The organism is Martinezella multihospitum, assembly GCF_900094585.1.
GTDB lineage: Bacteria > Pseudomonadota > Alphaproteobacteria > Rhizobiales > Rhizobiaceae > Rhizobium > Rhizobium multihospitium.
The window spans coordinates 377,716-402,521 of record NZ_FMAG01000004.1; the positions used below are offsets into that span (position 1 = coordinate 377,716).

A 24,806-nucleotide genomic window follows, 5' to 3' on the forward strand; every position below is an offset into this window, starting at 1 on the left:
GAAAATTGAATATAGGTTTGACAAATATCGGATAGACGATAACCTGACCTCGATCCAGATAACCAAGGGGAACGAAATTGGGCGGATCGATTGATCGGGCGGAGACCGCCTACGATGCCTCCACGCCTGTTGGCCGGCATGCAGAATTGCTGCGCCGTCTGGATGGAAGGATCGACAGGAAGGCAATGCTTGCCGGTGACGATGTCGGTGACGGCTATCGTGGCGACGCGACGGACGAGCGTGGCGAGCGCCCGCTGATTGTTTTCCGGCCCAGTAGCGCGACCGAGGTTTCCGCTATTCTGGCGGAATGCAATCGATTGGGGCAGCCTGTCGTAGTGCAGGGCGGAAGGACCGGCCTTGCCGGGGGCGCGAGACCGCGTGCCGGCGAGGTTTCGCTCTCATTGGAGCGTATGACTAACCTGTCGGCCGTGGACGGGGACACGGCTACCGTTGTCGCGGAAGCCGGCGTCACGCTTCAGTCTGTGCAGGAGGCGGCGGCAAGCCGTGGGTTGCTTTTCGGCGTGGACATCGGCGCGCGCGGCACGTCGACCGTCGGCGGGAATGCCGCCACCAATGCCGGTGGCATTCGTGTACTGCGCTATGGCATGTACCGGTCGCAAGTTCTGGGGCTCGAGGCAGTGCTGGCGGATGGATCCATCCTCACCAGTCTGAAGGGGCTGCCCAAGGATAATTCCGGTTTCGATCTCAATCAGATATTTGTCGGCAGCGAAGGCGCGCTTGGTGTCGTCACGCGCGCTTGCCTGCGGTTGCATCCAGCACCGCGGTCGCAGGCGAATGCTTTTTGCGGATTGCCGTCGCTGGCGGCCGCCGTTGCCCTTCTCAAGCATTTGCGCGCTGCGCTTGGCCCGTCGCTCTCGGCGTTCGAGGTGATCTTTCCGAATGTCTATGACGGGGTTCTTTCTCTCACCGGTGCACAGCCACCCGTTGCAGCCAGTGCCGGCATGTATGCACTTGTCGAGATGCAGGGACAAGACGAGGCGCGTGATCAGGAATGCTTTTCCGAAGCGTTGATGGCTTGCTACCAAAGCGGCATCGTGACCGATGTGGCTGTGTCCGGCTCTCTGCGCGAATATCATGCGATCTGGAAACTCCGCGAAGCTGCAAGCGAGTTCATCTTTTCAATGGACCATGTATCTGGCTTCGATGTCAGCCTGCCTTTGTCGAACATGCAGGCCTTTCTGGACAGCGCCGACGGAGAAATCGCCGCCGCCGATCCGGATGCCGCAATCTACATCTTCGGCCATCTTGGCGACGGCAACCTGCATTTCCTTGTTCGCACCCACCATCATGAGCGGATAGCAGACATCGTCCTTGCAGTCGTCATCCGCAGCAATGGTGCGATTTCCGCTGAGCACGGAATTGGCCTTGACAAAAAGAAGTGGCTGCCTCTTTGCCGAAGCGCTGCGGAGATGCGCGCCATGCGCCGCCTGAAGACCGCTTTCGACCCCAACAATATTCTCAATCCCGGCCGGGTCTTCGACATGCCGTCGCCGGTTGCGTCGGAGCGTGCGTAGATGCGGGACCTTTCAGACGCTGCAAGACCACCTGCGACAAGCCCCCGTCTCGACGATCGATATACAGTAGAGCAGGGAAAGATCCTCGTTTCAGGCACGCAGGCGCTGGTGCGCCTGCCTATGATCCAGCGGCAGCGCGATCTGGCGCGCGGCCTCAACACTGCGGGCTACGTGTCCGGCTATCGCGGATCGCCACTTGCCAGCTTCGACCGGGAGATGGCGCGCGCCAAGACCTATCTCGACCGGAACCATATCCGTTTTCAGCCCGGCCTTAACGAGGATATGGCGGCGACGGCCGTGTGGGGCACGCAACAGACAGCGATGTTCTCCGGTGCCCGCTACGACGGTGTCTTCTCGATGTGGTATGGCAAGGGGCCGGGCGTCGATCGCACTATGGATGTGATCCGGCATGCCAATGCCGTCGGCACCAATCCGAATGGCGGGGTTCTGCTGCTTGTCGGCGACGATCACGGGGCGGTCTCGTCGACCTTGCCGCATCAGAGCGAGCACAATCTGATCTCGGCCATGGTGCCATTGCTTTCGCCGGCGGGCGTCGGTGAATATATCGACTATGGTCTGCTGGGCTGGGCGCTCAGCCGCTACTCCGGTGCTTGGATCGGCTTCAAGTGTCAGACCGAAATTGTCGAATGCACAGCAACCGTCGATCTTGATCCGGCCCGTCCCGCGATCGTCTATCCCGATGCGCAGGGCAATCTGTCGCTTCGCTGGCCAGATGGCCCGCATGCGATGGAGCGGCGACTGGAAGACAAGCTCATTGCCGTCCATGCATTTGCCCGCGATAACGGGCTCGACCGAACGGTGTGGCAGGGGCCGGGCGCGAAGGCGCGGCTGGGCATCGTCTCGACTGGTAAATCCTGGCTCGACCTGATGGGAGCCCTGTTGCGTCTCGGAATCGATGAACGACGTGCCGGTGAACTCGGCATCCGTCTCTATAAGATAGGCCTTGCTTGGCCGATCGAGCCGGAGGGGATCGCGCGGTTCGCCGCCGATGTCGAAACCGTGCTGGTCGTCGAGGAAAAGCGGCCGGTCATCGAAGATCAGATCAAGGCACTGCTCTTCAACATGCCATCCGATCGGCGCCCGAGGGTGTTCGGCAAATTTGGGCCGGACGGGGCATTGCTCCTGTCTGCCGTCGGCGAGATCGACGCTGTCGCGGTCAGCCGAGCCATCCTTTCGATGCTGGGGCCGCAGGCGAACGAGTTCGATATGCGCTCGCGCGAGATGGAAGCGATCGTCTCTGCCAGCGCGACGGAAAGCCCGGCGCTGCGGCGCGACCCGTATTTTTGCTCAGGCTGTCCGCACAGTGTCTCGACCAGGCTGCCCGAAGGAAGCCGTGCCTCGACGGGCATCGGCTGCCATATGATGGTGATCGGACTTGAGGACCGCAATACATCGACCTTCACCCAGATGGGAGGCGAGGGCGGCGCCTGGATCGGACTTTCGCAGTTCACTGACGAGAAACATATCTTCGTCAACATGGGCGACGGTACCTATTTCCATTCTGGCCTCCTGGCGATCCGGGCAGCCATCGCTGCAAAGGTCAATGCCACCTACAAGATCCTCTACAACGATGCCGTCGCCATGACCGGCGGACAGAAGCACGACGGCGAGGTGTCGGTTCCCGGTATCGTCGGCCAGATGCTGGCCGAAGGTGCCGCTCGCGTGGCCGTCGTCGCCGAACTTCCGGAAATCTGGCAAGGCAGGTTGCCCCGCAATGTCACCGTCAACCATCGTGACGAGCTTGACGAGGTGCAGCGAGAGTTGCGCGAGATCAGCGGCGTGACGGTGCTGATTTACGATCAGGTGTGCGCGGCCGAGAAGCGCAGGCGGCGCAAGCGCGGCGCGCTTGCCGTGTCGGACAAGCGGGCTTTCATCAACGAACTGGTCTGCGAGGGTTGTGGCGATTGCTCGGCCGTCTCCAACTGCATCTCGATCGAGCCGCAGGAAACGGAGTTCGGTCGCAAGCGCAAGATCAACCAGTCGAGCTGTAACACTGACCTTTCCTGCATAAAGGGCTTCTGTCCCAGTTTTGTCACGGTGGAGGGCGGCAGGATCCGTAAGCCGGTCGCAGCGGCTCAGGCAGCGACGTTCGACGATCTGCCGCTGCCCGTAACGAAGACGATGGGTGCCCAACCTTACAACATGCTGCTTGCCGGTATCGGCGGGACGGGCGTGATTACCGTCAGCGCGGTCTTGTCCATGGCGGCGCATCTCGACGGGCTTTTCGTGCAGACGCTGGATCAGACAGGGCTTGCCCAGAAGAATGGTGCGGTGATTTCCCATCTGCGCGTAGCGCCAGCGGCGGAGGCGTTGTCGTCGGTTCGCATCGGCGCCGGCGAGAGCGATCTGGTACTCGGCTTCGATATTGTGGTGTCGGCCGGTCGCAACGCACTTTCGACCTTCGGTGCCGGTCGCACGCAAGCGGTTCTCGACAATCATTTAGCGCCGACGGCGTCTTTCGTGCAGAACACCGCGATCGATTTCCAGCAGGAAGCGACGTTGAAGACGCTTCGCCGCGCAGCCGGCGAGGATGCGGTTCATCTTGTCTCAGCGAGCAGGCTGGGTGCGGCGCTGATGGGCGATGCGATTGCCGCAAACATGTTTCTGCTCGGATATGCGTGGCAGCGCGGCCTCGTGCCGATCAGCCTTGCTTCCATCGATCAGGCGATTGCCCTGAACGGTGCCGGCGTTGCCATGAACCGCGCTGCCTTCGGCTGGGGCCGCCGCTCGGTGGTATCACCGGAAACCGTCTCTCGCGCCGCTGGAGCCGATCTTGTGGAGGCAAAGTCCGTGGAGACGCTGGACAGTCTCATCGAAAGACGCGAGGCGTTTCTCGTTGAGTATCAGAACGCCGCCTATGCACGCCGTTATCGCGCGCTGGTCGATGCTGCACGAAAGGCCGAGCGCGGGCTCGATCTCGGAGAAGACTTTACCGTCGTCGTTGCGAAAAATGCCTTCAAGCTGATGGCCTACAAAGACGAGTACGAAGTGGCGCGTCTGCATCGCGACCGTAGCTTCAAGGCTGCGATCGAAGCGCAGTTCGAGGGCGATTTTACCATCAGGCATCACCTCGCGCCGCCGCTCCTGTCGCGGCGGCTCGACAAGCGTACGGGCAACCCGGCGAAGATCGCCGTCGCCCAAAGCCTGATCGCGCCGGTATTCGGCCTTCTGGAAAAGCTGCGCTTCCTGCGCGGCACGGCGCTTGACCCATTCGGTTACACTGAAGAGCGCCGAATGGAGCGCCGCCTGATGGCGGACTATCAGGCAATGATCGAGGATCTCACCCGAAATCTTGCGGCCGCAACGCACAGCCGGGCAGTCGAGCTTGCCCGGCTGCCGGAGCAGATCAAAGGGTTCGGGCCGGTCAAAATGGCGTCAATCAAACGCTTCGAAAAGAACAGAGCGGCGTTGCTGGCAGCGCCGGCCAATGACGAGAAACGAAAACTGGTGTCCGGTCAGGACGCGGAAAAAAGGAAAAGCATATGAGCACTTCCGAGACGTTCGAAACAATCCTTTACGAGAAAGACGCTCGGGACAAGTTTGCGACGATTACCATCAATCGCCCGGAAAAGCTCAACGCCATGAACAAGACGACCGTGCGTGAAATCGACCGCGCCGTTGCCATGGCCGTTGCCGACAAAGACGTCAACGCGCTTGTCATCACCGGGGCGGGACGAGCCTTTTCGTCCGGCTATGACCTTCAGGGCGCCGATTACGACGTCGATATCGAGGACTGGCACGCAGATATGTCCGAGAACGCGCAGGCGCTTCTCAACATCTGGAAGGCGCCGATCCCGGTTATTGCCTCGGTCAATGGTTATGCGCTTGCCGGCGCGTTGGAACTCGTCATGGCCTGCGACCTGACGATCGCCAGCGACAGCGCCAAGTTCGGCGAACCGGAAGTGCGGCACAATTCGGGCCCGCCGGCGCTTTTCATGCCCTGGCTGCTCGCCACTCGCGACGTTCGCTGGTTGATGTATACCGGCGATGTGGTCGACGCCGATGAGGCGCTGCGCATGCACTTGATCAACAGAATCGTACCCGCCGACCAATTGAAGGAGAAGACCGAGAACCTAGCGCGCAAGTTGGCACGCATGCCGGTGCCGGCGATCAAATTCGCCAAGTCCTCAATCAACAATCAGCAGATTGCCGCGGGCCTGATGACATCCTTCGATTTCAACGTCCACGCCATCGCTGCCCTGCATGTCAGCCGCGACGGACGGGAGTGGATGCGCAACCTGCAGAAAATGTCTCTCAAGGAATATCTCGAGTTTCGCGATGCCCCCTTCAAGGGGCTCGACTGACGCGTTTCGCGTCATCGTCCGGCGGCGTGGTGCCGGCGGGTGCCACAGTCATTCAATCAAGGAGGTCCCACGATGCAGACTGTCCCATTGCCGGGAGAAGATGAGGACGGCATTCCCGTCATCGATATCTCGCCTTTTATCGACGGTGCGGACGCTGGCCGGTCCGTCGTGGCGGCCATCGAGGATGCCTGCCGCAGAACCGGCTTCTTCCTGGTGACGGGCCATGGTGTCAGTGTCGAGGCCACCGCTCGCCTTTACAACCTCGCCCGGAGTTTCTTTGATGAGCCGCAGGAGTGGAAGGTTAAGCAGGGGCGGGCCGCCGCGGTCGAAGGCGGTGTCGCCTTCTCTCCGATCGCCGACGAGGCGCTGGCTGCGACCCTCGGCATCAAGACGCCGGGCGACTACAAGGAAAGCCTGAATTTCGGCCCGCTTCTTTCCGGTGATCGGTGGCCGGAGCGACCGGTTGGGCTCGAGCGAGCCTTCGCGGACTACTTTGCCGAGATGGAAAAACTCGCCAGCCATCTGCGGCGGGCCTTCTGTGAAGCGATCGGGCTCCCGTCGGATTACTTCGAACCGGCGTTCGAAAACCACCTTTCGGCGCTGCGGGTCATCAATTATCCGGAACAGCGGGAAAGCCCGCTTCCCGGGCAACTGCGCGCCGGCGTCCATACCGATTACGGCTTTATGACCATTCTGCGGTCGGAGGCCTCGCCGGGTGGGCTTCAGGTCAAGAACCGGGCGGGCGACTGGCTGGATGTACCCAATGTCGAGGGTGCCTATGTCATCAACATCGGCGATGCCTTCATGCGCTGGTCGAACGACGAATGGTTGTCGACGCCGCATCGGGTGGCCAACCCGCCGGGCGCTTTCAAGGGCACGACGCGTCGCCAGTCCATTCCGTTCTTTCTCAATCCATCGAAAGACACGGTCATCGAGTGCCTTGCACCCTTCGCGGCCAGAGCAACCGCCAAATACGAGCCGATCACCTATGGAGACTACATTGCACTGAAGACCAGACAGGCCTTCGGCAAACACTGATGGCAAGAAGCGGAATGCCGCCTGCCCAACGATGCATCGACCAAGTCGGAACCAGTTTGAGGGAACGTTAATGATGAACATGAACAGGCGGCAGGTTATTGCCGGAATGGGTGGGATTGCCGCAGCGGCCATAGCAGGTCTGCCGGTCCGGGCGCAGGCGAAGACGCTCGTGGTGCCGACGCTCGGTGGCGCCTGGGAGCAGTTTTGGCGCCAGACGCTGGCGCCGGCCTTTACCCAGAAGAGTGGTGCACAGGTAACGCTCGACGCCGGCAACGGACGTGTTTGGAGCGCCAACCTGCGGGCCGCGGGACCGCAAAAGCCGCCATATTCGATCCTCATGACCAACGAGGCTTTCGCGTCGAGCCTGCGCAAGGAGGGCTTTTTCGAAAAGCTCGATCTGACGAAGTTGCCGAACTACAACGACCTTTATCCCCTCGCCAAAAAGACGGATGGCTGGGGCGCTGTTGCCATGGTTTCCCCCATCGGCCTCGCCTATCGTACCGACATGGTCCAGACCCCACCCAAGGGCTGGAAGGATCTGTGGGACAATCCCGAGTTCAAGGGGCGCATCGGTCTTTACAACTTTGCCAATACTGCCGGCAAGATGGAGCTGATGTTGGCCTCCAAGATCTTCGGCAAGGACCAGTATGACGTCGATGCCGGCTTCAGGGCGCTGGAAAAGCTCGGGCCGGTCATTCAGGCCGATTTCAATCTCTCGACCGGCATCGCATCCGGCGAGTTCGTCGTCGCGCCCTTCGATTTCGGCGAAGTGGCACGTCTGCGCAACCAGGGACTACCGATCGATGTCATCGTACCGGACGAAGGGTTGTTGATGTTCGACCAGACCATCAACATCCTTGCCAACGGCGCCGAGAAAGATCTTGCCTACCAATATGCGGACTTCCTTTTATCGCCAGAGAGCCAGTTGCCGTTGATGAAGCAGTTCTTCGTCTCGCCAACCAATGCCAAGGTCGTTGTCCCCGACGATCTGAAGAAAGATGTGCCGATTTCCGGCGAGGTGATGGACAAGATCCTCACCTGGGACTGGGACTTCATGAACGAGAAGCAGGCGGGCTTTGCCGAAACCTGGGCCAAGATCATGAAATGATCGCTGCCCTTTATGACACATTAACGGTTGGATCGCCCACCAAACGGCGATCCGACATTCTCTCCGACACAGTGATACCGCGGGTCGCCGCACGGACAATCTGGAAGATCGATCATGACCGAGGTGAGCATCGAAGGGCTGACCAAGCATTATGGCACGGTTCGCGCCGTCAACGGCATTTCCGTCAAGGTAGGACACGGCGAATTCATCTCGCTGCTTGGACCTTCCGGATGCGGCAAGACGACGACGCTGAAGATGATTGCCGGTTTCGAGGACGTAACATCCGGCGCTATCCGCTTCGACGGGCAGGACGTCTCGCATGTACCCGCCGAAAGGCGCGACATCGGCATGGTCTTCCAGAATTACGCGCTCTTCCCACATATGACGGTGGCACAGAACCTCGCCTTCGGACTCGAGATGCGCAAGATTTCCCGGTCCGAAATCGCCACGCGCACCGCCGGAGTGCTGGAGATGGTGCAACTCTCCGGTTACGCCGATCGCTATCCGCGCCAATTGTCCGGCGGGCAGCAGCAGCGCGTGGCGCTTGCCCGCGCGCTGGTCATCGAGCCGCGTATCCTGTTGCTTGACGAACCGCTCGCCAATCTCGATGCCAAGCTGCGCGACGAGATGCGGGTGTTTATCCGCGATCTGCAGAAGCGTGTCGGGATTACCACCGTCTACGTGACCCACGATCAGGCCGAAGCAATGACGATGTCGGACAGGATCGTGGTCATGTTCGGCGGGCAGATCGCTCAGTATGGGGCTCCGTCGGATGTCTACGACCGGCCCGCGAGTCTTGAGGTGGCGCAGTTCGTCGGGCAGGTGAATACGCTGCCGGGCCGGCTGGCCGGCAAGAATGCCGACGGATCTTCGGCAATCGAAACCGCGCTCGGAATGGCCAGCGTCAAGGGCAAGTTGCCGGCGGGCGACGGCCCTATTCACGTTCTGCTGCGGCCCGAGGCGATCGAGCTTGCGGCGGCGGGTCAGGGGAGTGAGGGCGTGGCGGCGACAGTTTCGCAAAGCTACTATTCCGGCAGCTTGATCGATTACCGGCTTACGCTGGAAAACGGCGAGACGATCAGCGTCCAGACCTTTCCGCGAAACCGTTTTGCACCAGGAGACCGCGTCCATGTTCAGGTCGATACCGAGCGTTTCTGGGTCCCGGGAATGATTGCATGACGCACCGTGTGAGATCGTTCTTTCCGCTGCTTCTAATCGCGCCGGCCGCCTTATTGCTGGGCCTCTTCCTCGTCCTGCCCTATGTCAACATCGTCGTCATGAGCCTGCGCAATCCGGCCAATGGTTCCCCTTATGCGCCAGGCTTTACGCTTGGGAACTATCTGAGGCTTTTTGCCGACTCTTTCTATATGCAGCAGGTGGCCAATACGCTTCTGATCGGTCTCGTCACGACGCTTGCCTGCCTAATCCTCGGCTTCCCGGTCGCGTGGCAATTGTCACGGGAAAAGATGCGGTTCCGTGGCCTTGCCTATGGCCTTGTCCTGTCGCCTCTTCTGGTGGGGATCGTCATCCGCAGTTACGGATGGACAATCCTGCTCGGCAATAACGGCATCATCAACAAAACCCTCATGACCATAGGTGTCATCGATCGGCCGGTCGGGCTGATGTACAATGCCCTGGGCATCGTTATCGCGCTCGTACATGTCTTCTTGCCGTTCATGATCCTGCCGCTGATGAGCGCCTTACAGGGGATCGATCCATCACTGAAGTCGGCTGCCCGCTCGCTCGGGGCGGGCGGGCTGACGGTCTTCCGGCGTATTATCCTGCCGCTTGCGATGCCGGGCATCCAGGCAGGCTGCATACTGGTATTCGTCCTTTCCCTGAGTGCCTATGTGACGCCAGCCCTGATTGGCGGTCTCAGGGTCAAGACCATGGCCGTCAGCGTGGTCGATGCGCTCATCGATACTTTCCAGTGGCCGTTCGGATCTGCCATGGCGCTGATATTGTCCCTGACCGGCGCCGTGATCGTCGTGATCTTCGCGCATCTGACACGCATGAAATGGAAGACGGGCTGATGTCCAAACACGTGTTGAACGGCTATTGCTTCATCATCTACGCTTTTTTGCTGTTGCCGATCATGGTGGTCGTAGGCGCGTCTTTCAATGCAGGAGCATTCCTGACCTTTCCGCCGCAGGGATTGTCTTTCCGATGGTACGTCGTGTTCTTTCATAACGACGTCTTCTGGCGGGCTATCCGGACCTCGCTCTGGATTGCCGCGGTATCCACTCTGATCTCCGGCATCATCGGCATGATGGCGGCAGTATTCTATGTCCAGCATGCGGGGCGCTGGAAGGAGAGCATCCGGCTTGCCATGCTCCTGCCGCTTCTTTTGCCGGAAGTGCTGACGGCCATCTCGCTTCTGTTTTTCGTCTATGCGATCGGAATCGGCACCACCACTATGGCCGGCATGCTGATCGGGCATGTGCTGATGACGCTGCCTTTCGTCTTCATCAACGTGTCGGCGGCTATGGAGGCCTACGAACCGTCGTGGAGCCTCGCGGCGAAAAGCCTCGGGGCGGGGCCATTCACGCGCTTCAGGCGGATCATGCTGCCGCTCATCAAGCCCGGCGTGATCGGCGGCTGCCTGTTCGCGTTCATCATTTCCTTCGATCTCTTCACCATTTCGTTCATGCTGAAGAATGTCGGCACGGCTACACTTCCGATCCAAATTTACGACTATCTTAGGACGAATTTCACACCAGAGGCCGCTGCTGTATCGACCATGTCGATCGTCCTAACCGTTGTCGTCGTCGTTGTGTCGGAGAAGGTGTTCGGCTTGCGAATTCACCGGTTTTGAATTTTCTTCCGGATATGGTGCGTGGCAAGCAATGGGCATAGAGGATTCGGCGCCATGGGCCGAATGTGCTTCACTGGGTCGATGGTTCTAACCCCCCCAAGAACATGTATTTATGGTTTAGTCAGATTTGCCGGCGCAATGCAATGATAGGTCTGAGGCTCAGGGTCGACCGATGCGAAGTATTCATGACCACCCCGTGGTTATGGTTGCAGCCCGGAGATGTCATAAATTCGCTAGAGCGGTTCTATCCCACCCAATTCGTGATCCAGTAGGCTGTTGCAGAGATAGCAGCTGCCGCGGGCAGGGTGATTACCCATGCGATGACGATATTGCCTGCCAATCCCCATCGAACCGCGGAGACCCGCCGGGCAGCGCCGACGCCGACGATTGCGCCCGTGATCGTATGCGTCGTCGAGACTGGGATGCCGAGCCATGTCGCGGCAAACAAGGTCAACGCGCCACCTGTCTCGGCGCAGAAGCCCTGCATTGGATTGAGCCTGGTGATCTTCGAGCCCATCGTGTGCACGATCCGCCAGCCGCCAAACAGTGTCCCGAGCGCCATTGCAGACTGACAGGATAACACGACCCACAGGGGTACATGGAACTCCGCTCCGGTATGACCTTGAGAGTAGAGCAGTACGGCGATGATGCCCATCGTCTTCTGAGCGTCGTTTCCGCCATGGCCAAGGGAGTAGAGGGACGCGGAGACGAATTGCAGGACGCGGAAGGTGCTGTCGACGGCGAAAGGCGTCTGGCGAACGAATATCCATGTCACGCATAGGACGAGGAAGAGCGCGAGTACGAAGCCAAGCAGTGGCGACATGACGATGGCGCCGGCCGTCTTCAGCAGGCCGGACCAAACAATGGCATCCATGCCGATCTTGGCCAGGCCTGCGCCGACGAGGCCACCGACCAGAGCATGCGACGAGCTTGATGGAATGCCGAGTATCCAGGTCACGATATTCCAGATAATCGCGCCCATCAGTGCGGCGAAGATGACCTGTGGCGTGACGATGTTGGGATCGATAATGCCGGTGCCGAGGGTTTCGGCGACGTGGAGCCCGAAGAACAGGAAAGCGATGAAATTGAAGAATGCGGCCCATAATACGGCATATTGCGGTCGCAGGACGCGGGTCGAGACGATGGTGGCAATTGAGTTGGCGGCATCGTGCAGCCCATTCAAAAAATCGAAGAACAATGCCACTGCGATGAGGCCCACCAGCAATGGGAAAGCGAGAGTGGCTTCCATCAGACGTTCTCGATGACGATGCCGCTGATTTCATTGGCGACATCCTCGAAACGGTCGACGACCTTCTCCAATTCGCCAAAGATCTCGCTGCCGATAATGTAGGCCATTGGGTTGGTGCTGCCATATCGGCGAAAGAGATCTTTTAGACCTTGATCGTGTAGTTCATCGGAGCGACCCTCGACTTTCACGACCTCTTCGGTGAGCGTGCTGAGGCGAGAAGAATTGGCACTCATGCGATCAAGGAGGGGGATTGCCTCGGCTACCAGTTTTGCAGCCTCGACGATCGCTTTGCCCATTTCCTGCATGCCGGGATCAAAACTATTCTGCTCGAACAGCCGGATCGTCTTGACCGTCTTGTGCATCATGTCGATCGCATCGTCCATTGACATGATGAGATCCTTGATGTCGCCACGGTCAAAGGGCGTAATGAAACTGCGCCGGGTGGCAAGCAGAACTTCACGCGTGATGTCATCGGCCTCGTTCTCGAGCTCGATGATGCGCTGGGAGTGCCGCTCGGTGTCTTTGCCGGCCAGCAATTCGTTCAGAGCTTCCGCCGCGCTGACGATCGTGCGCGAATGTCGAGAGAAAAGATCAAAAAATCGGTCTTCTCTCGGCATCAGTCTACGAAACCAGTTCACTTTCGGCACTCCAAACAGCTGTTGTCATAAATCCGTCATAAATGACGGAGCCTGACATGGAAAGCCGAGGCATCCGCAAAACAACGCTCTCTGACAGCGTCACCACAAGATTTGAACTACTTATACGAGGCCTAATCGGTTCCCTTGACCGTCGAAGAAATGCAGGCTTCCGGCGGACGCGGTAACCACGCATTCGGTGTCCATTGCGATCCGGGAGCGTCCCGAAACTCGAAAGACAATGGTTTGGCCGTCCGCCAGGGCACCGTAGACATAGCTTTCCGCCCCGACGAGCTCCACCGCCTGGATCCGCACTTTTGCGCTGAAGGCCGCATCGCTCGCGCCGTCGGCCAGGTGAAGATCTTCGGGCCGGATGCCGATCGTCGTGTCGGTGGCGCCAAGGCGGCGGCCGGGCGAAAGCGCAATGCCGCTGTTTTCGGTAGGTTTGAGAAGATTCATCGAAGGCGAGCCTATGAAGGTCGCGACGAAGGTCGTGGCGGGTCGCTCATAGAGCTCGATGGGCGTGCCGACCTGTTCGATGCGACCGTTATTCAGCACCACCAGCCGGTCTGCCAGCGTCATGGCTTCCATCTGGTCGTGCGTGACATAGACACTCGTGGTCGCCAGGGACCGTTGCAGCCGTTTGATCTCGACACGCATCTGAACTCGAAGCTTGGCATCGAGATTGGAAAGCGGCTCGTCGAACAGGAACGCCGCCGGCTCGCGAACGATAGCCCGACCCATGGCAACACGCTGACGCTGGCCGCCCGACAACTGACGCGGCTTGCGCTCCAGGAACTGCTCTATCTCCAGCGCGCGTGCCGTCACGCCGATCCGTCGATCGATCTCGTCCTTCGGCATGCCGCGGTTCTTGAGGCCATAGGCGAGGTTCTGGCGCACCGTCATATGCGGATAAAGCGCATAGTTTTGGAAGACCATGGCAATGTCGCGATCAGATGGTTCCAGTTGATTGACCACGCGGCCATTGATCGACACTGCGCCCGAGGTGATGCTTTCAAGGCCGGCAATCATGCGCAGGAGCGTGGACTTGCCGCAGCCGGAAGGTCCGACCAGGACCACAAGTTCGCCATCGGCGATATCGAGCGACACGCCCTTGATTGCATCGACGCCGCCACCATAGCTTTTGCGGACGTCCTTGAGGGTGATCCCAGCCATTATTTCTCCGTCTCTACAAGACCTTTGACGAACCAGCGCTGCATCAGCACCACGACGAGGATGGGCGGTATGATCGCGAGGATCGCCGTCACCATCACGAAATTCCAAGGCGTCGCCGCGTCGGCGAAATCCACCATCTTCCTCAGCCCGATGATGATCGTCGACATCTTTGCGTCATTGGTGACAAGCAGCGGCCACAAATATTGCGTCCAGCCATAGATGAAGAGGATCACGAACAGGGCGGCGATATTGGTCTTCGACAGCGGCAGCAGGATATCGCGCATGAAGCGGAAGGGGCCGGCATTGTCGATGCGCGCCGCCTCCAGCAACTCGCCAGGGATCGTCAGGAAGAATTGCCGGAACAGGAAGGTCGCCGTTGCGGATGCCATCAATGGCAGTGTGAGGCCGGCATAGGTGTCGATCATGCCGAGATCGACGATGACCTTGTAGGTCGGCAGGATGCGCACCTCCACCGGCAGCATCAGCGTCACGAAAATCATCCAGAAGAAGACCATCCGCAGCGGAAAGCGGAAGAAGACGATGGCGAAGGCCGATAGGAAGGAGATCGCGATCTTGCCGGCGGCGATGACGACAGCGACAACAAACGTATTCCACAGCATCCGTTCAAGGCTGACGCCGACCACGCGCTCGACACCGCCGTTCAGCGCCTCGCCATAATTCTCGATGAAATGGCCGCCCGGCAGCAACGAGATGGGCGGCCGCAGAATCTCGGCCGAAGTCATCGTCGAGGCAACGAAGGTGTAATAGATCGGGAAGGCGACGACGATGATGCCGAGGATCAGCATCAGATGGCCGATCAGATTGGCGATGGGACGTCTTTCGATCATCGCTCCACCTCACGCATAGTGCACGCGCTTCTCGACGAAGCGGAATTGGAAGGCGGTGAGGGCGATGACGATCACCATGAGGATGACGGACTGGGCGGCCGATGAACCGAGGTTGAGATTGACGAAGCCGTCATTATAGACCTTGTAGACGAGGGTCTCCGTCGCCTTTGCCGGCCCGCCGCCGGTGACGGCATGGATGATGCCGAAGGTGTCGAAGAAGGCGTAAACCGTGTTGACGACCAAAAGAAAGAAGGTCGTCGGCGCAAGCAGCGGAAACACGATCGTCCAGAAGCGCCGGTTGCCGCGTGCGCCGTCGATGGACGCGGCTTCGAGCAGCGATTTGGGGATTGCCTGCAGCCCGGCAACGAAAAACAGGAAATTATAGCTGATCTGCTTCCAGGCGGCGGCGATGATGACCAGCACCATGGCCTGATTGCCGTTCAGCAGAGGGTCCCAGGCAAATCCGTTGCGGCGCAGGATATAGGCCAAGGTGCCCATCGCCGGGTTGAACATGAAGAGCCAGAGCATGCCGGCGACGGCGGGTGCGACCGCATAGGGCCAGATCAGCAGGGTGCGATAGAGGGTCTGGCCACGCACCACCTTGTCGGCGGCGGTGGCAAGCGTGAGCGCGACGATCATCGACAGCAGTGCCGTCGCGATACTGAAGATCACCGTCACCTGAAGGGAATGCAGGTAGGTCTCGTCGGCCAGGATGGCGCGAAAATTCGCAAGCCCCACGAAGCCGCTCTTCAACCCGAAGGGGTCTTCGCGCTGCGTCGATTGATAAAGCGCCTGGCTCGCCGGCCAGAAAAAGAAGATGACCGTCAGGATGATCTGCGGAGCGACCAGGAAATAGGGAAGGATCTTGTTCGGAAAGACGACGCGCTGCACGGCGATCTCCTAGGACGGGAAAACTGCCCGCAGCCGTGACGGCCGCGGGCCAGACCACATCAGCACATCAATTGCCGATGGCCTGCTGGATGGCAGCGTTGCCGCGCTGGACGGCCTTGTCGAGCGCTGTCTTGGCATCTTCCTTGCCGGCCAGCATCGCCTCGAACTCCTCGTTCATGATGTCGCGCACCTGCGGCAGGTTGACGAGGCGCACGCCCTTGGAGTTGGCCGTCGGAGCCTTGCCGAGCATCTGAAGGATAGGCGTCTCACGGCCGGGGTTCTTTTCATAGAAGCCAGATTTCTTGGTTTCCTCGTAGGCGGCCATTGTCACCGGCAGGTAGCCGGACACCTGATGCAGGCGCGCCTGGATCTTGGTCTGCGACAGGAAATGGAAGAATTCGGCGATGCCCTTGTATTCGGTGTCGCTTTTGCCCGCGAAAACCCAAAGGCTGGCGCCGCCGGGGATGGTATTTTGCGGCCGGCCTTCACCTTCGTAGTAGGGGAGTTGGCCAATGCCATAGTTCATGCCGCTCTTGATGATGTCGCCGAGCCCTCCCGACGATTCCGTCAGGATACCGCATTCTCCGGAGGTGAAGAGTTGCTTGGCTTCCGACGTGCGGCCGCCATAGCGGAAGGTGCCGTCCTTGGCGAGATCGGCGATCGACTGGAAATGCTGGACGAAGAGAGGCGTATTGAACGCGAGCTTGACGTCGGTGCCTCCGAGACCGTTTTCGTTGGAGCCATAGCTGACATTGTTCCAGGCAGCGAAGTTCTCGGTCTGAATCCAGGTGAGCCATGTGGAGGTGAAGCCGCAGGCCGATGCACCGCTCGACTTGATCTTCTTGGCCGCTTCAAAGACATCAGGCCAGGTTTTCGGCGGGTTCTCCGGGTCGAGCCCGGCCTTCTTGAAGGTATCCTTGTTGTAATAGAGGATCGGCGAGGACGAATTATAGGGGAAGGACAGCATCGTGCCGTCAGGCTTGGAATAGTAGGAAACGATGCCGGGCAGATAGAGCGACTTGTCGAAAGTATAGCCGCCTTTTTTCAGAACTTCAGCCGCCGGCATGATCGCGCCTTCGGCACCCATCATCACGCCGCTGCCGGCGTCGAAGACCTGCAGGATCGCCGGCGCCTGCTTGGCGCGAAACGCGGCGATGCCGGCATTTAGCGCTTCCGGATAGGTGCCCTTGAACACGGGTACAATCTTGTAGTCCTTCTGGCCCTCGTTGAACTCCTTGGCCAGTTGCTCGACGACCTCGTTGTTGGCGCCCGACATGGCGTGCCACCATTGCAGCTCGGTCGCTGCAAACGCGTGCGATGTTCCTCCGAATGAAATTGCAGCCGCGACAAGGCAGCTCCACGCGAGGCGATTAGGCATTTTTCCTCCCATTATCATCCCTTCCACGAAACGATTGGCTGATCCTCCTCGATCAGCCAGTCCGCTTTGCGCCGCGTATCCGCCTGACTTGGCGGCCGACTTGCAAGCGTGTTCATTTAGACTAATGCTTACTCGACTGTTGTCTACCGTGAAAACTTATAAGCCAGCTATCTTTTTGAGATCATCGATCGCGCCCGGAGCGGCACCTAGAACGACCGACCCCTTGGTCAGACGTTCCCCCTCTGTCGGGAAGGGATGGTACCAACCCCCGGCTTCCTTCACGAGGCAATAGCCGGCCAGGCAATCCCAGGCATGCATATAGGGTTCGTAGTAGCCGACCAATCGACCAGCCGCCACATAGGCAAGCATCAGGGCACCTGAGCCGTTGCGGATAAAATTGCCTCCGGCTTCGAGCACTTGCTCGACCATCTTCGCGACGAAGGCCGGCGAGACATGATTGTTGGCGCCGATGCCGGTCACGGCGTTGCGGATATTGCGCGATGCGTCCAGCTTGAGGCTCCTGCCGTTCAGGGTGGCGCCTTTGCCGTGTGCGGCGACGTACAGCTCGTCGTGGCATGGCGCCGAGATGACGCCGATCACCGGAATGCCATTATGGAGTACGGCGATGGAAACGCACCAGTTGGGCATGCCGTTGACGAAGGGGCTGGTTCCGTCGATGGGGTCGATGACCCAAGTGTAGCCGGAGCTGCCTGTTTCCAGTCCGTATTCTTCGCCGAGAATGCTGTCTTGCGGGTGTGCCGCATGGATGCGGCCGCGAATGAGATTTTCGACCTCCCGGTCGGCGATCGATACGACATCCTGCAAGTCGCGCTTGGTTTCGATGATCAGTGTCTCGCGGCGCTTGAAATAGTCGAGGGCAAGCTTGCCGGCCTCGCGGGCCATGGCTTCGGCAAGCGCAAGACGTGTGTCGAGATCGGCAAGGGGAGCGGTTGTCATGCGATATGTCCTTAAACGGCTGATGTTGGGCGGCGCTTAGCCGCCGATGACGGCGATACCACGATCCTTGAAAGCGATCGTGACATCCGTATTCGCAGGGAGGGCGGAATCGACCGTGGCATCGACGACGAAGAGTGAGCCGCGGTCGGTCTGAACCTCATATTCGACATGGTCGCCGAGATAGGCCGAATGGATGATCTGACCGTTGAACGGGCCATCGCCCGTTCTCGGCGTCAGAATGATGGCGTTCGGCCGAACGGCGAGCTGGGCGGGGCCATGTTTGGCCGAACGGCCGCTGACCCTATGGCGAAGTCCTTCGACAGCGATCGTTATGCTGTCGCCGTCGGTCTCGACGACATCGCACGGCATGACGTTAGCCTCGCCCATGAAATCGGCAATGAAGGCGGAGGCCGGGGCGTCGTAGAGCTCCCGCGGCGCGCCTTGCTGTGCGATGCCGCCGTCTTTCATGACGATGATGCGATCGGAAACGGCAAGCGCCTCGTCCTGGTCATGGGTGACGTAGACGGCGGTGAAGCCGAGCCGCTGCTGCAATTCGCGAATATCCGTCCGGACGCGCCGGCGCAGCCGCGCATCGAGATTGGAAAGCGGCTCGTCAAGAAGCAGCACCTGCGGTTCGACCACGAGCGCACGTGCCACGGCGACCCGCTGCTGCTGGCCACCGGAGAGTTCGGCTGGAAGGCGCGAGCCCATGCCGGAAAGGCCAACAAGGTTGAGCGCGTCTTCCGCCTTCTCGCGTGCTGCCTTGCGTTTCATGCCGGAGGATTCCAGTCCATAGGCGACATTGTCGAGCGCCGTCATATGCGGAAACAAGGCATAGCTCTGGAAGACCATCGAGACGTCACGCTCGTTGGCCGGAAGCATGGTGACATCCTTGCCGCCGATGAGAATACGGCCGGAGGATGGGTGTTCCAGGCCTGCCAGCATCCGGAGCGTCGTCGTCTTGCCGCAGCCGGAAGGGCCGAGCAAAGTCACCAGTGTCCCCGGCTCAATGGTGAGCGACAGATCGGGAATGGCCGTGAACGCGCCAAAGGTTTTTCGAACATTCTCGAAGACGACGGAACCGGGAGCCTTCGGATTCATGCGGTTTTCTCCTGAGCAAGGGATGCGGGCGCGGTCGGCGACGGTGTTATTGCGACACGGTTTACGCGCCGCAGCCGCCTTTCTCCGACGAGCAGCTGGAACCCGGCAATGACTGATATCATGACGACGATGAGGGCGGAGGAATAAGCGATTGCGACGCCATACTCGCCGTTTTCGACGAGGCCAACGATATAGGCCGTGGACATGTTGTACTGGGCGCTGACGAGGAAGATGACGGCGCTGATCGACGTGATCGCCCGCACGAAGGAATAGACGAGCGCTGCGTTGATCGCCGGCCGCAGCAGCGGCAGGATCACCTTGCGGATGGTGCGCAAACTATCGGCCCGCAGCGTCAGCGATGCTTCGTCGAGACTCTTGTCGAGTTGGCTCATGGCGGCAACGCCGCCGCGAACGCCGACCGGCATGTTGCGGAACACGAAACAGGCAACCAGGATCAAAGCTGTTCCCGTCATCTCCAGCGGCGGCAGGTTGAAGGCCATGATGTAGCTGATGCCGATGACCGTGCCGGGGATGGCGAAGCTCATCATCAGCGCGAATTCGAACAGGCCGCGGCCGACGAATTTCTGTCGCACGATCAGATAGGCTGTCAGTAGGCCGACGGCAGCCGTCAAGGGTGCTGAGATCAGGGCGATCTCCATCGTCGTCCAGAAGGAGTTCCAGGCAACGCCGGTCCAGGCAAGGCCGCCATCGTCGCGCAGGCCGATCGAGAAGGCCTTGACGTAATGTTCCACCGTCAGCGTGTTGTCGAGACCCCAGGTGCGGACGAAGCCACCGAAGAGGATCATGACGTAGACGACGACAGTAAAGATCATCCAGGGAATGACAAGCGCATGGACGGCGATCGAGAGGCCGCGGGGCAGAGCGCTATGAGCGCCCGAATCGCCCTTGCCCGTCACCGTTGCAAAGCTCTTGCCCTGTAGCCAGAGGCGTTGCGCGAGGAAGGCGCTGAGTGTGAAGACGAGCAGGATCATGGCAAGGACTGCCGCGCGTGACGGATCGTTCTGTGCGCCGACGACACTGAAGAAGATCTCCGTCGACAGAACCCCGTGGCTGCCGCCCAGCACCATCGGATTGCCGAAATCTGCCATGCTTTCGATGAAGCCGATCAGGAAGGCGTTTGCGAGGCCCGGCTTCATCAGCGGCAGGGACACTCGCCAGAAGGTGCGCCAGCGATTGGCGCGTAAAGTTTGAGAAGCCTCTTCCATCGACGGGCTGACGCCTTCGACCACGCCGATGAGGACAAGAAAGGAAATCGGCGTGAAGGAGAGAACCTGCGCGATCCAGATACCCGTCAGGCCATAGAGCCAGCGGCTGGGTTCCGTTCCGAAGATCGAAGCCCCGGCCTGTGTCACGACACCGGCCCGTCCGAACAGCAGGGTCAGGGCGAGACCGACCACGAAGGGCGGCGTGATGATCGGCAGGATCGTCAGAAGCCTCAGTCCCTTCTTGAAGGGAAACCGTGTGCGGGTGGCGACAAGCGCAAAGCAGAGCCCGAGCAGGGTCGACCCGCTTGCCGTCAGGATGGCGAGCCAAAGCGTACGCCAGGCGACGCCGCAGCGATCGCCGCCGACAATGCAGCTGAGGCTCCAGATCGACGGGTCCTGGACGTTCGTCGTGAAGCCGCTGGGATCGAAGGATCCGTCGAACGATTGGAAGGCTCCGACAAACATGCTGCCGACAGGATAGAAGACGAAGATCGCGACAAGGACGATCAGCATGGTAATGGCACTGACGACGAAGGCATCGCCCTTCATTGCGCCGCGTTCGGCAAGGCCGAAGGAAAAGAGCAGGACGAAGACGATGCCAAGGATAATGGCGCCGGCGCCCATCGCAGGCTGGCCGTCCGCCAGCGCACCGAAGATGGTTTCGCTGATCGACCAGCTCCAGCCCGACGACGTGATCGCGAGTCCCTGCAGCGACAAAAAGGCAAAACCCAATGCCCCGGCAAGTGCCATGAGCGCGCCGCGCAACATCGGACTGGATATGAAGCGCGCGATGCCGCCGAGCAGGAAAAGCCCGGCGGCGATCGCGAGCCACCATCGGCCGTAACTGGCGATCTGCAGGATTCCAGGCGCTGTGGAGGGATCGCCGGGAAAGCTGCTCAGCCAGCCAAGGCCGAAGAAGCCGCCCTCTATGCGATACCATGGGAGTAGTATCAGGGCAGCGATGCCGAAGATCAGCGCAACATCCAGCCGGCGTTTGCTATTGGTCATGGTCGGATTCGCATCCCGTTCAGCAAAATTCAGAGATGAAGCAGGCCGGATGCACGAGGAACCGGCCTGCACGGGTAATCGAGAAAGACGATCAGTTGGCCTTGGCGCCGATTTCCTTGTCCCATCGGGCAAGCAGGGCCTTGCGGATCGTGGGATCGCCGTATTTCTTGAAGTCGTAGTCGATCAGCTTGATCTCCTCGAATTTCGGGGCCTCTTTCGGGACCTCGGCCGATTTGTTGGAGGGGAGCTGATAGGACTTGGCATCCTTCATGTGCGATTGTGCCTCGGCGCTGAGTGCCCAGTCGTACCATTTCTTGGCGTTCTCAAGATTTCTGGCGCCCTTGATGATCGACATGGAGCCGATTTCGTAACCCGTGCCTTCGCACGGTGCGACCGCCTTGATGGGAAAACCTTCGACCGTCTGGGCAACCGCGTCATGCATGAAAACGATGCCGATCGTCGATTCCCCGCGGGCCGCCGCTTTCACCGGGGCAGAGCCCGACTTGGTGTATTGCGAGACATTGGCATTGAGCTTCGAGAGATAATCGAAGGCCCTGTCCTCGCCCATGATCTGCACGAGTGTTGCCAACGTATTGTACGATGTTCCCGACGAGTTCGGATTGGCGATCTGGATCTCCCCCTTGTAGGAGGGGTCGAGAAGGTCGGCCCAGCATTTGGGCTCCTTGAGCCCCTTCTTTTTCAAGATATCGGTGTTGTACCCCCAGCCAAGCGCTCCCGCATAAACGCCGACCGTGCGGAAATTGGCACTTTCGGCTTGCTTCTTCGCCCAGTCCTGCAGTTGGTCGAAAAGCGGTGATTTATATTCCAGCGTCAGGCCCTCGGCTGCGGCCTGCAGGTGCGGGTCGCCGGTTCCCGCCCACCAGATGTCCGTCTTTGGATTGCGCGCCTCGGCGCGGATCTTGGCGTAGGTTTCTCCGGCCGAAAGCCGAACCATATTGACCTTGATGTCGCTCTGCTTCTCGAAGAGCCCTTTCATCAGGTCGCAGACTTCCGGATCTGCCGAGCAGATCACGTTCAGATCGCCTGCGGCATGCGCCGACCAGGCAATAAGCGATATTCCCGCGGCAAGGGCTGCCGCGGCCATGTTGACCAATCGCATGATGTCCTCCTGCTTTGCGGCGCCTCCACGCCGAGCGCTTTTTGCAAGCGTGTGCAAATGCTGCATTGGTTAGCTCACGCTGTCAACCACTGCTGTCATAAAAGTTTCACAAAACCGACGCGATCGACATATTGCACGCGATTGCAAACTGTGATGGAGTTTTGATGGAAGAGGAGAAGCGACGTGTCGCAACGAGATTTTGTCAGCGCTGAGGAAGTGGCGCAGCGGGCGGGTGTTTCACGCTCGGCGGTTTCTCGCGCATTCACGCCAGGGGCGAGCGTTTCCGAGGCCACCCGGCAAAAGGTTCTGCGGGCGGCGGAGGAGCTTGGATATCAGGTCAATCATCTCGCCCGCGGGCTGATGCGCAATGAGAGCGGGATCGTCTGTCTGATTGTCTCGGACGTGGCGACGCCTTACCGGTCCGCGTTGCTGCGCGAACTGACACAGCAACTGCAGATCGCCGGCAAGGTCGCCATGCTGGTCAATACCGACCGCTCCGATGGCAGCGTCGACCGTGCTCTTCAACAGGCGATCCGGTATAGGGCGGATGCGTCGATCATTCTCTCGGGCCTGCCCGACAAGTCGATCACGCAACTCTGCCTGAGAAACGGCCAGCGCCTCGTTCTGATCAACAGAGACGACGACCAGCCAGGACCCTTGCGGATCAATCTTGATGACCATGAGGCGGCAGGGCGTGTTGTGACCGCCTTCGTTCGAGCCGGTTGCACCAGGCTGGCATTCGCGAACTCGGAAGCCGGCACGCCAAGTTTGATGGCGCGTGAGGCCGGCTTTATCGCCGCCGCGAAAGCCCACGGATTGGATGTGATCGTTGAGCGACATGGCTGGACCGGATACGAGGCCGGCAAGGTCGTCGCGCAGCGGCTGCTGACCCGAAGAGAGCGACCGGACGCGGTGTTTTGTGCCACCGATCTGCTGGCCTGCGGTCTCATGGATGCGGCGCGGCACCAGTTTTCGCTTTCGATCCCGGATCAGCTCTGCGTCATCGGTTTTGACGACATCGAGCAGGCCTCATGGTCGTCCTATGATTTGACGACCTTTGCGCAGCCCGTCGTTTCAATTGCACGCCAGGCAGTGACATGGCTGGTCGACAGCCCCTCACCGAACAGGCTCGATGGCCACTCTTTAAAATTGCACGCTGAGTTGGTGTGGCGAGGCTCGGTCAGAGGAGGATAGGGCGCTGGACAATCTGACAAGTTGAATGGCATGAAGTCAAAAAAGGACGGCGGCAAGCCTGCATCCCCAAAATCGAAGCACCTGCTGCAGCAGCTGGCACGCACGCCGGAACAGCTGTTTTCCAACGCGTTTCGAAGCCAATATGGCGCGCTTTGTTTTCGCTACAAAGAGGGTGGTCACGAGATCGAAGTTCTGGTGATTACCTCGCGTGATAGCGGGCGCTGGATCGTGCCGAAAGGCTGGCCTATGAAAGGTAAGGAGCCTCACGAGGCAGCCGCAATCGAAGCGTGGGAAGAAGCTGGGGTTCGCGGCAAGGTGAGAAGAGCGCCGATCGGGCGGTATACCTACCTGAAAGAACTTGATGATGGCAAAGTCGTGCCATGCGTCGTTGACATGTTTCAAGTGGAAGTGAAAGAGATCGGGAATGAGTTCAAGGAGCGAGGCCAGCGTCGGCTCGATTGGGTCAGCCTCGACGAAGCGGCTAGACGAGTACGTGAAATTGAGCTCAAATCCCTGCTCGTCAACTTTAGGCCTCAGGGAAAATAAACGTAGGAAATCAGAAGCTTCAGGACTACAGATCCTAGCCGGCATCTGATCACCCGGCGGGTGCTGCTTCGCTGGGTTTTGAGATCGCCTGTCGGGCGAACAACTTTTTCTTGATATCGGCAATAGACTTCGGACTGTTCTCGCCCGCAATCAACCTGAACAACTTCCGTACTCCAGCTTCGCGGACATTGGCCTCAGCCTCCGCCGCCGGTCTGCCGATCCACAGTCACCTCAATTGCTTCGTTCTCGGTCTTGGCTTGTTTCTTTGGACTGTTTCTTAAGTGTTTCGATGAAATCCGCCAACGGATGAATCGATGGGGTCATTGCCAAGAGAGGTTCAAGAGCGGCAGCGACTGCCCGGCAATTGTCCGTGGAGAGAGACCGAAGGTTCGATGAAACTTTGTTATAGGCAGGTGTCCCACGCGAAGCGAAGGAGCGATTGATGACGAATTGTTCCAATTCTCCATCAAGTCGTTCCACAAACAACGCAAGTGATCCTCCGTCGGCAGCAGCAGCGCTATCAGAAACCGCTTTAAACATATATCCTCCATCCAGTGACTGTTGCGGTAGGGTGCCTAATTGCCGACGTCGACAATGTCTAAGAACACGAATTCGTATATCACTCGTGCGGGCCTCCAGAGAAATTTTCCCTTCTT

General features: G+C 59.5%; 21 protein-coding genes. 10 read left to right on the forward strand and 11 right to left on the reverse strand.

Translation table 11 applies throughout. The features are described from left to right. Positions 1 to 77 precede the first annotated feature (77 nt). From GA0061103_RS17910 to GA0061103_RS17945, 8 genes are all read left to right on the forward strand, one after another. Positions 78 to 1,535, forward strand: coding sequence for an FAD-binding oxidoreductase (locus tag GA0061103_RS17910; RefSeq protein ID WP_092713425.1), 1,458 nt, complete (start codon positions 78 to 80; stop codon positions 1,533 to 1,535). Next, positions 1,536 to 5,042, forward strand: a complete 3,507-nt coding sequence (locus tag GA0061103_RS17915) for an indolepyruvate ferredoxin oxidoreductase family protein (protein WP_092713428.1) — start codon at positions 1,536 to 1,538, stop codon at positions 5,040 to 5,042. Then, entirely contained in the window at positions 5,039 to 5,860 is an 822-nt protein-coding gene (locus GA0061103_RS17920; RefSeq protein ID WP_092713430.1) for an enoyl-CoA hydratase/isomerase family protein, read from the forward strand. Before GA0061103_RS17915 ends, GA0061103_RS17920 begins: the two co-directional genes overlap by 4 nt. Positions 5,861 to 5,932: 72 nt before the next feature. Then, positions 5,933 to 6,898: an isopenicillin N synthase family dioxygenase gene (locus GA0061103_RS17925; protein WP_092713432.1), complete on the forward strand. Its 966-nt coding sequence runs from the start codon at positions 5,933 to 5,935 to the stop codon at positions 6,896 to 6,898. A 70-nt stretch (positions 6,899 to 6,968) separates the two neighbouring features. Then, positions 6,969 to 8,006, forward strand: a complete 1,038-nt coding sequence (locus GA0061103_RS17930) for an ABC transporter substrate-binding protein (protein WP_092713434.1) — start codon at positions 6,969 to 6,971, stop codon at positions 8,004 to 8,006. A 114-nt stretch (positions 8,007 to 8,120) separates the two neighbouring features. Beyond that, the gene (locus GA0061103_RS17935) at positions 8,121 to 9,185 is read left to right on the forward strand and encodes an ABC transporter ATP-binding protein (protein WP_092713436.1); all 1,065 of its coding nucleotides are present in this window, start codon (positions 8,121 to 8,123) and stop codon (positions 9,183 to 9,185) included. Beyond that, the gene (locus GA0061103_RS17940) at positions 9,182 to 10,039 is read left to right on the forward strand and encodes an ABC transporter permease (protein WP_092713438.1); all 858 of its coding nucleotides are present in this window, start codon (positions 9,182 to 9,184) and stop codon (positions 10,037 to 10,039) included. Before GA0061103_RS17935 ends, GA0061103_RS17940 begins: the two co-directional genes overlap by 4 nt. Continuing rightward, positions 10,039 to 10,821 carry an ABC transporter permease gene (locus GA0061103_RS17945; RefSeq protein WP_092713440.1) on the forward strand — a complete coding sequence of 261 codons (783 nt, stop codon included), beginning with the start codon at positions 10,039 to 10,041 and terminating at the stop codon, positions 10,819 to 10,821. The genes GA0061103_RS17940 and GA0061103_RS17945 overlap by 1 nt, the downstream gene beginning before the upstream one ends. A 244-nt stretch (positions 10,822 to 11,065) precedes the next feature. Here the strand turns inward: GA0061103_RS17945 and GA0061103_RS17950 are convergent, their stop codons facing one another. The 10 genes from GA0061103_RS17950 to GA0061103_RS17995 all read right to left on the reverse strand — a co-directional run bounded on the left by GA0061103_RS17950 (position 11,066) and on the right by GA0061103_RS17995 (position 22,410). Then, positions 11,066 to 12,070, reverse strand: coding sequence for an inorganic phosphate transporter (locus tag GA0061103_RS17950; RefSeq protein WP_092713442.1), 1,005 nt, complete (start codon positions 12,068 to 12,070; stop codon positions 11,066 to 11,068). Continuing rightward, positions 12,070 to 12,687: a DUF47 domain-containing protein gene (locus tag GA0061103_RS17955; RefSeq protein ID WP_092713444.1), complete on the reverse strand. Its 618-nt coding sequence runs from the start codon at positions 12,685 to 12,687 to the stop codon at positions 12,070 to 12,072. Before GA0061103_RS17955 ends, GA0061103_RS17950 begins: the two co-directional genes overlap by 1 nt. 141 nt (positions 12,688 to 12,828) lie before the next feature. Next, positions 12,829 to 13,881 carry a sn-glycerol-3-phosphate import ATP-binding protein UgpC gene (locus tag GA0061103_RS17960; protein WP_092713446.1) on the reverse strand — a complete coding sequence of 351 codons (1,053 nt, stop codon included), beginning with the start codon at positions 13,879 to 13,881 and terminating at the stop codon, positions 12,829 to 12,831. Then, positions 13,881 to 14,729, reverse strand: a complete 849-nt coding sequence (ugpE, locus tag GA0061103_RS17965) for a sn-glycerol-3-phosphate ABC transporter permease UgpE (protein WP_092713448.1) — start codon at positions 14,727 to 14,729, stop codon at positions 13,881 to 13,883. Before ugpE ends, GA0061103_RS17960 begins: the two co-directional genes overlap by 1 nt. Before the next feature lie 9 nt (positions 14,730 to 14,738). Then, positions 14,739 to 15,620 (reverse strand): sn-glycerol-3-phosphate ABC transporter permease UgpA, encoded by an 882-nt coding sequence (ugpA, locus tag GA0061103_RS17970; RefSeq protein ID WP_092713450.1) that lies wholly within the window; start codon positions 15,618 to 15,620, stop codon positions 14,739 to 14,741. A 67-nt stretch (positions 15,621 to 15,687) separates the two neighbouring features. Then, the gene (ugpB, locus tag GA0061103_RS17975) at positions 15,688 to 16,998 is read right to left on the reverse strand and encodes a sn-glycerol-3-phosphate ABC transporter substrate-binding protein UgpB (RefSeq protein WP_162747711.1); all 1,311 of its coding nucleotides are present in this window, start codon (positions 16,996 to 16,998) and stop codon (positions 15,688 to 15,690) included. A 156-nt stretch (positions 16,999 to 17,154) separates the two neighbouring features. After that, positions 17,155 to 17,955, reverse strand: coding sequence for an inositol monophosphatase family protein (locus GA0061103_RS17980; protein ID WP_092713454.1), 801 nt, complete (start codon positions 17,953 to 17,955; stop codon positions 17,155 to 17,157). A 36-nt stretch (positions 17,956 to 17,991) separates the two neighbouring features. Continuing rightward, positions 17,992 to 19,056 carry an ABC transporter ATP-binding protein gene (locus GA0061103_RS17985; RefSeq protein ID WP_092713456.1) on the reverse strand — a complete coding sequence of 355 codons (1,065 nt, stop codon included), beginning with the start codon at positions 19,054 to 19,056 and terminating at the stop codon, positions 17,992 to 17,994. After that, on the reverse strand, positions 19,053 to 21,290 hold the full coding sequence (locus GA0061103_RS17990; RefSeq protein ID WP_092713458.1) for an ABC transporter permease: 2,238 nt from the start codon (positions 21,288 to 21,290) through the stop codon (positions 19,053 to 19,055). Before GA0061103_RS17990 ends, GA0061103_RS17985 begins: the two co-directional genes overlap by 4 nt. 91 nt (positions 21,291 to 21,381) lie before the next feature. Beyond that, a complete protein-coding gene (locus GA0061103_RS17995) occupies positions 21,382 to 22,410 on the reverse strand; it encodes an ABC transporter substrate-binding protein (protein ID WP_092714354.1) in 1,029 nt (342 codons plus the stop codon). 183 nt (positions 22,411 to 22,593) lie between these two features. On the opposite strand from GA0061103_RS17995, the gene GA0061103_RS18000 reads away from it, so the two are divergent. Further along, positions 22,594 to 23,604, forward strand: coding sequence for a LacI family DNA-binding transcriptional regulator (locus GA0061103_RS18000; protein WP_092713460.1), 1,011 nt, complete (start codon positions 22,594 to 22,596; stop codon positions 23,602 to 23,604). 30 nt (positions 23,605 to 23,634) lie between these two features. After that, complete coding sequence (locus GA0061103_RS18005) at positions 23,635 to 24,150, forward strand: NUDIX hydrolase (protein WP_092713462.1); 516 nt, start codon at positions 23,635 to 23,637, stop codon at positions 24,148 to 24,150. A gap of 231 nt (positions 24,151 to 24,381) precedes the next feature. On the opposite strand, the gene GA0061103_RS18010 is transcribed toward GA0061103_RS18005, so the two are convergent. Beyond that, positions 24,382 to 24,690 (reverse strand): hypothetical protein, encoded by a 309-nt coding sequence (locus GA0061103_RS18010; protein ID WP_092713464.1) that lies wholly within the window; start codon positions 24,688 to 24,690, stop codon positions 24,382 to 24,384. Positions 24,691 to 24,806: the final 116 nt, after the last annotated feature.

Excerpts from the sequence above, each read along its gene's own strand:
- GA0061103_RS17950 (WP_092713442.1), bottom strand. The coding sequence starts at position 12,070 with ATGGAAGCCACTCTCGCTTTCCCATTGCTGGTGGGCCTCATCGCAGTG.
- GA0061103_RS17940 (WP_092713438.1), top strand. The coding sequence starts at position 9,182 with ATGACGCACCGTGTGAGATCGTTCTTTCCGCTGCTTCTAATCGCGCCG.
- GA0061103_RS17935 (WP_092713436.1), top strand. The coding sequence starts at position 8,121 with ATGACCGAGGTGAGCATCGAAGGGCTGACCAAGCATTATGGCACGGTT.
- GA0061103_RS17920 (WP_092713430.1), top strand. The coding sequence starts at position 5,039 with ATGAGCACTTCCGAGACGTTCGAAACAATCCTTTACGAGAAAGACGCT.
- GA0061103_RS17945 (WP_092713440.1), top strand. The coding sequence starts at position 10,039 with ATGTCCAAACACGTGTTGAACGGCTATTGCTTCATCATCTACGCTTTT.
- GA0061103_RS18010 (WP_092713464.1), bottom strand. The coding sequence starts at position 24,690 with ATGTTTAAAGCGGTTTCTGATAGCGCTGCTGCTGCCGACGGAGGATCA.
- GA0061103_RS17925 (WP_092713432.1), top strand. The coding sequence starts at position 5,933 with ATGCAGACTGTCCCATTGCCGGGAGAAGATGAGGACGGCATTCCCGTC.
- GA0061103_RS17995 (WP_092714354.1), bottom strand. The coding sequence starts at position 22,410 with ATGCGATTGGTCAACATGGCCGCGGCAGCCCTTGCCGCGGGAATATCG.
- GA0061103_RS17960 (WP_092713446.1), bottom strand. The coding sequence starts at position 13,881 with ATGGCTGGGATCACCCTCAAGGACGTCCGCAAAAGCTATGGTGGCGGC.
- GA0061103_RS18005 (WP_092713462.1), top strand. The coding sequence starts at position 23,635 with ATGAAGTCAAAAAAGGACGGCGGCAAGCCTGCATCCCCAAAATCGAAG.
- ugpB (WP_162747711.1), bottom strand. The coding sequence starts at position 16,998 with ATGCCTAATCGCCTCGCGTGGAGCTGCCTTGTCGCGGCTGCAATTTCA.
- GA0061103_RS17915 (WP_092713428.1), top strand. The coding sequence starts at position 1,536 with ATGCGGGACCTTTCAGACGCTGCAAGACCACCTGCGACAAGCCCCCGT.
- GA0061103_RS17955 (WP_092713444.1), bottom strand. The coding sequence starts at position 12,687 with ATGCCGAGAGAAGACCGATTTTTTGATCTTTTCTCTCGACATTCGCGC.
- GA0061103_RS17985 (WP_092713456.1), bottom strand. The coding sequence starts at position 19,056 with ATGAATCCGAAGGCTCCCGGTTCCGTCGTCTTCGAGAATGTTCGAAAA.
- GA0061103_RS17990 (WP_092713458.1), bottom strand. The coding sequence starts at position 21,290 with ATGACCAATAGCAAACGCCGGCTGGATGTTGCGCTGATCTTCGGCATC.
- ugpE (WP_092713448.1), bottom strand. The coding sequence starts at position 14,729 with ATGATCGAAAGACGTCCCATCGCCAATCTGATCGGCCATCTGATGCTG.
- GA0061103_RS17980 (WP_092713454.1), bottom strand. The coding sequence starts at position 17,955 with ATGACAACCGCTCCCCTTGCCGATCTCGACACACGTCTTGCGCTTGCC.
- GA0061103_RS17930 (WP_092713434.1), top strand. The coding sequence starts at position 6,969 with ATGATGAACATGAACAGGCGGCAGGTTATTGCCGGAATGGGTGGGATT.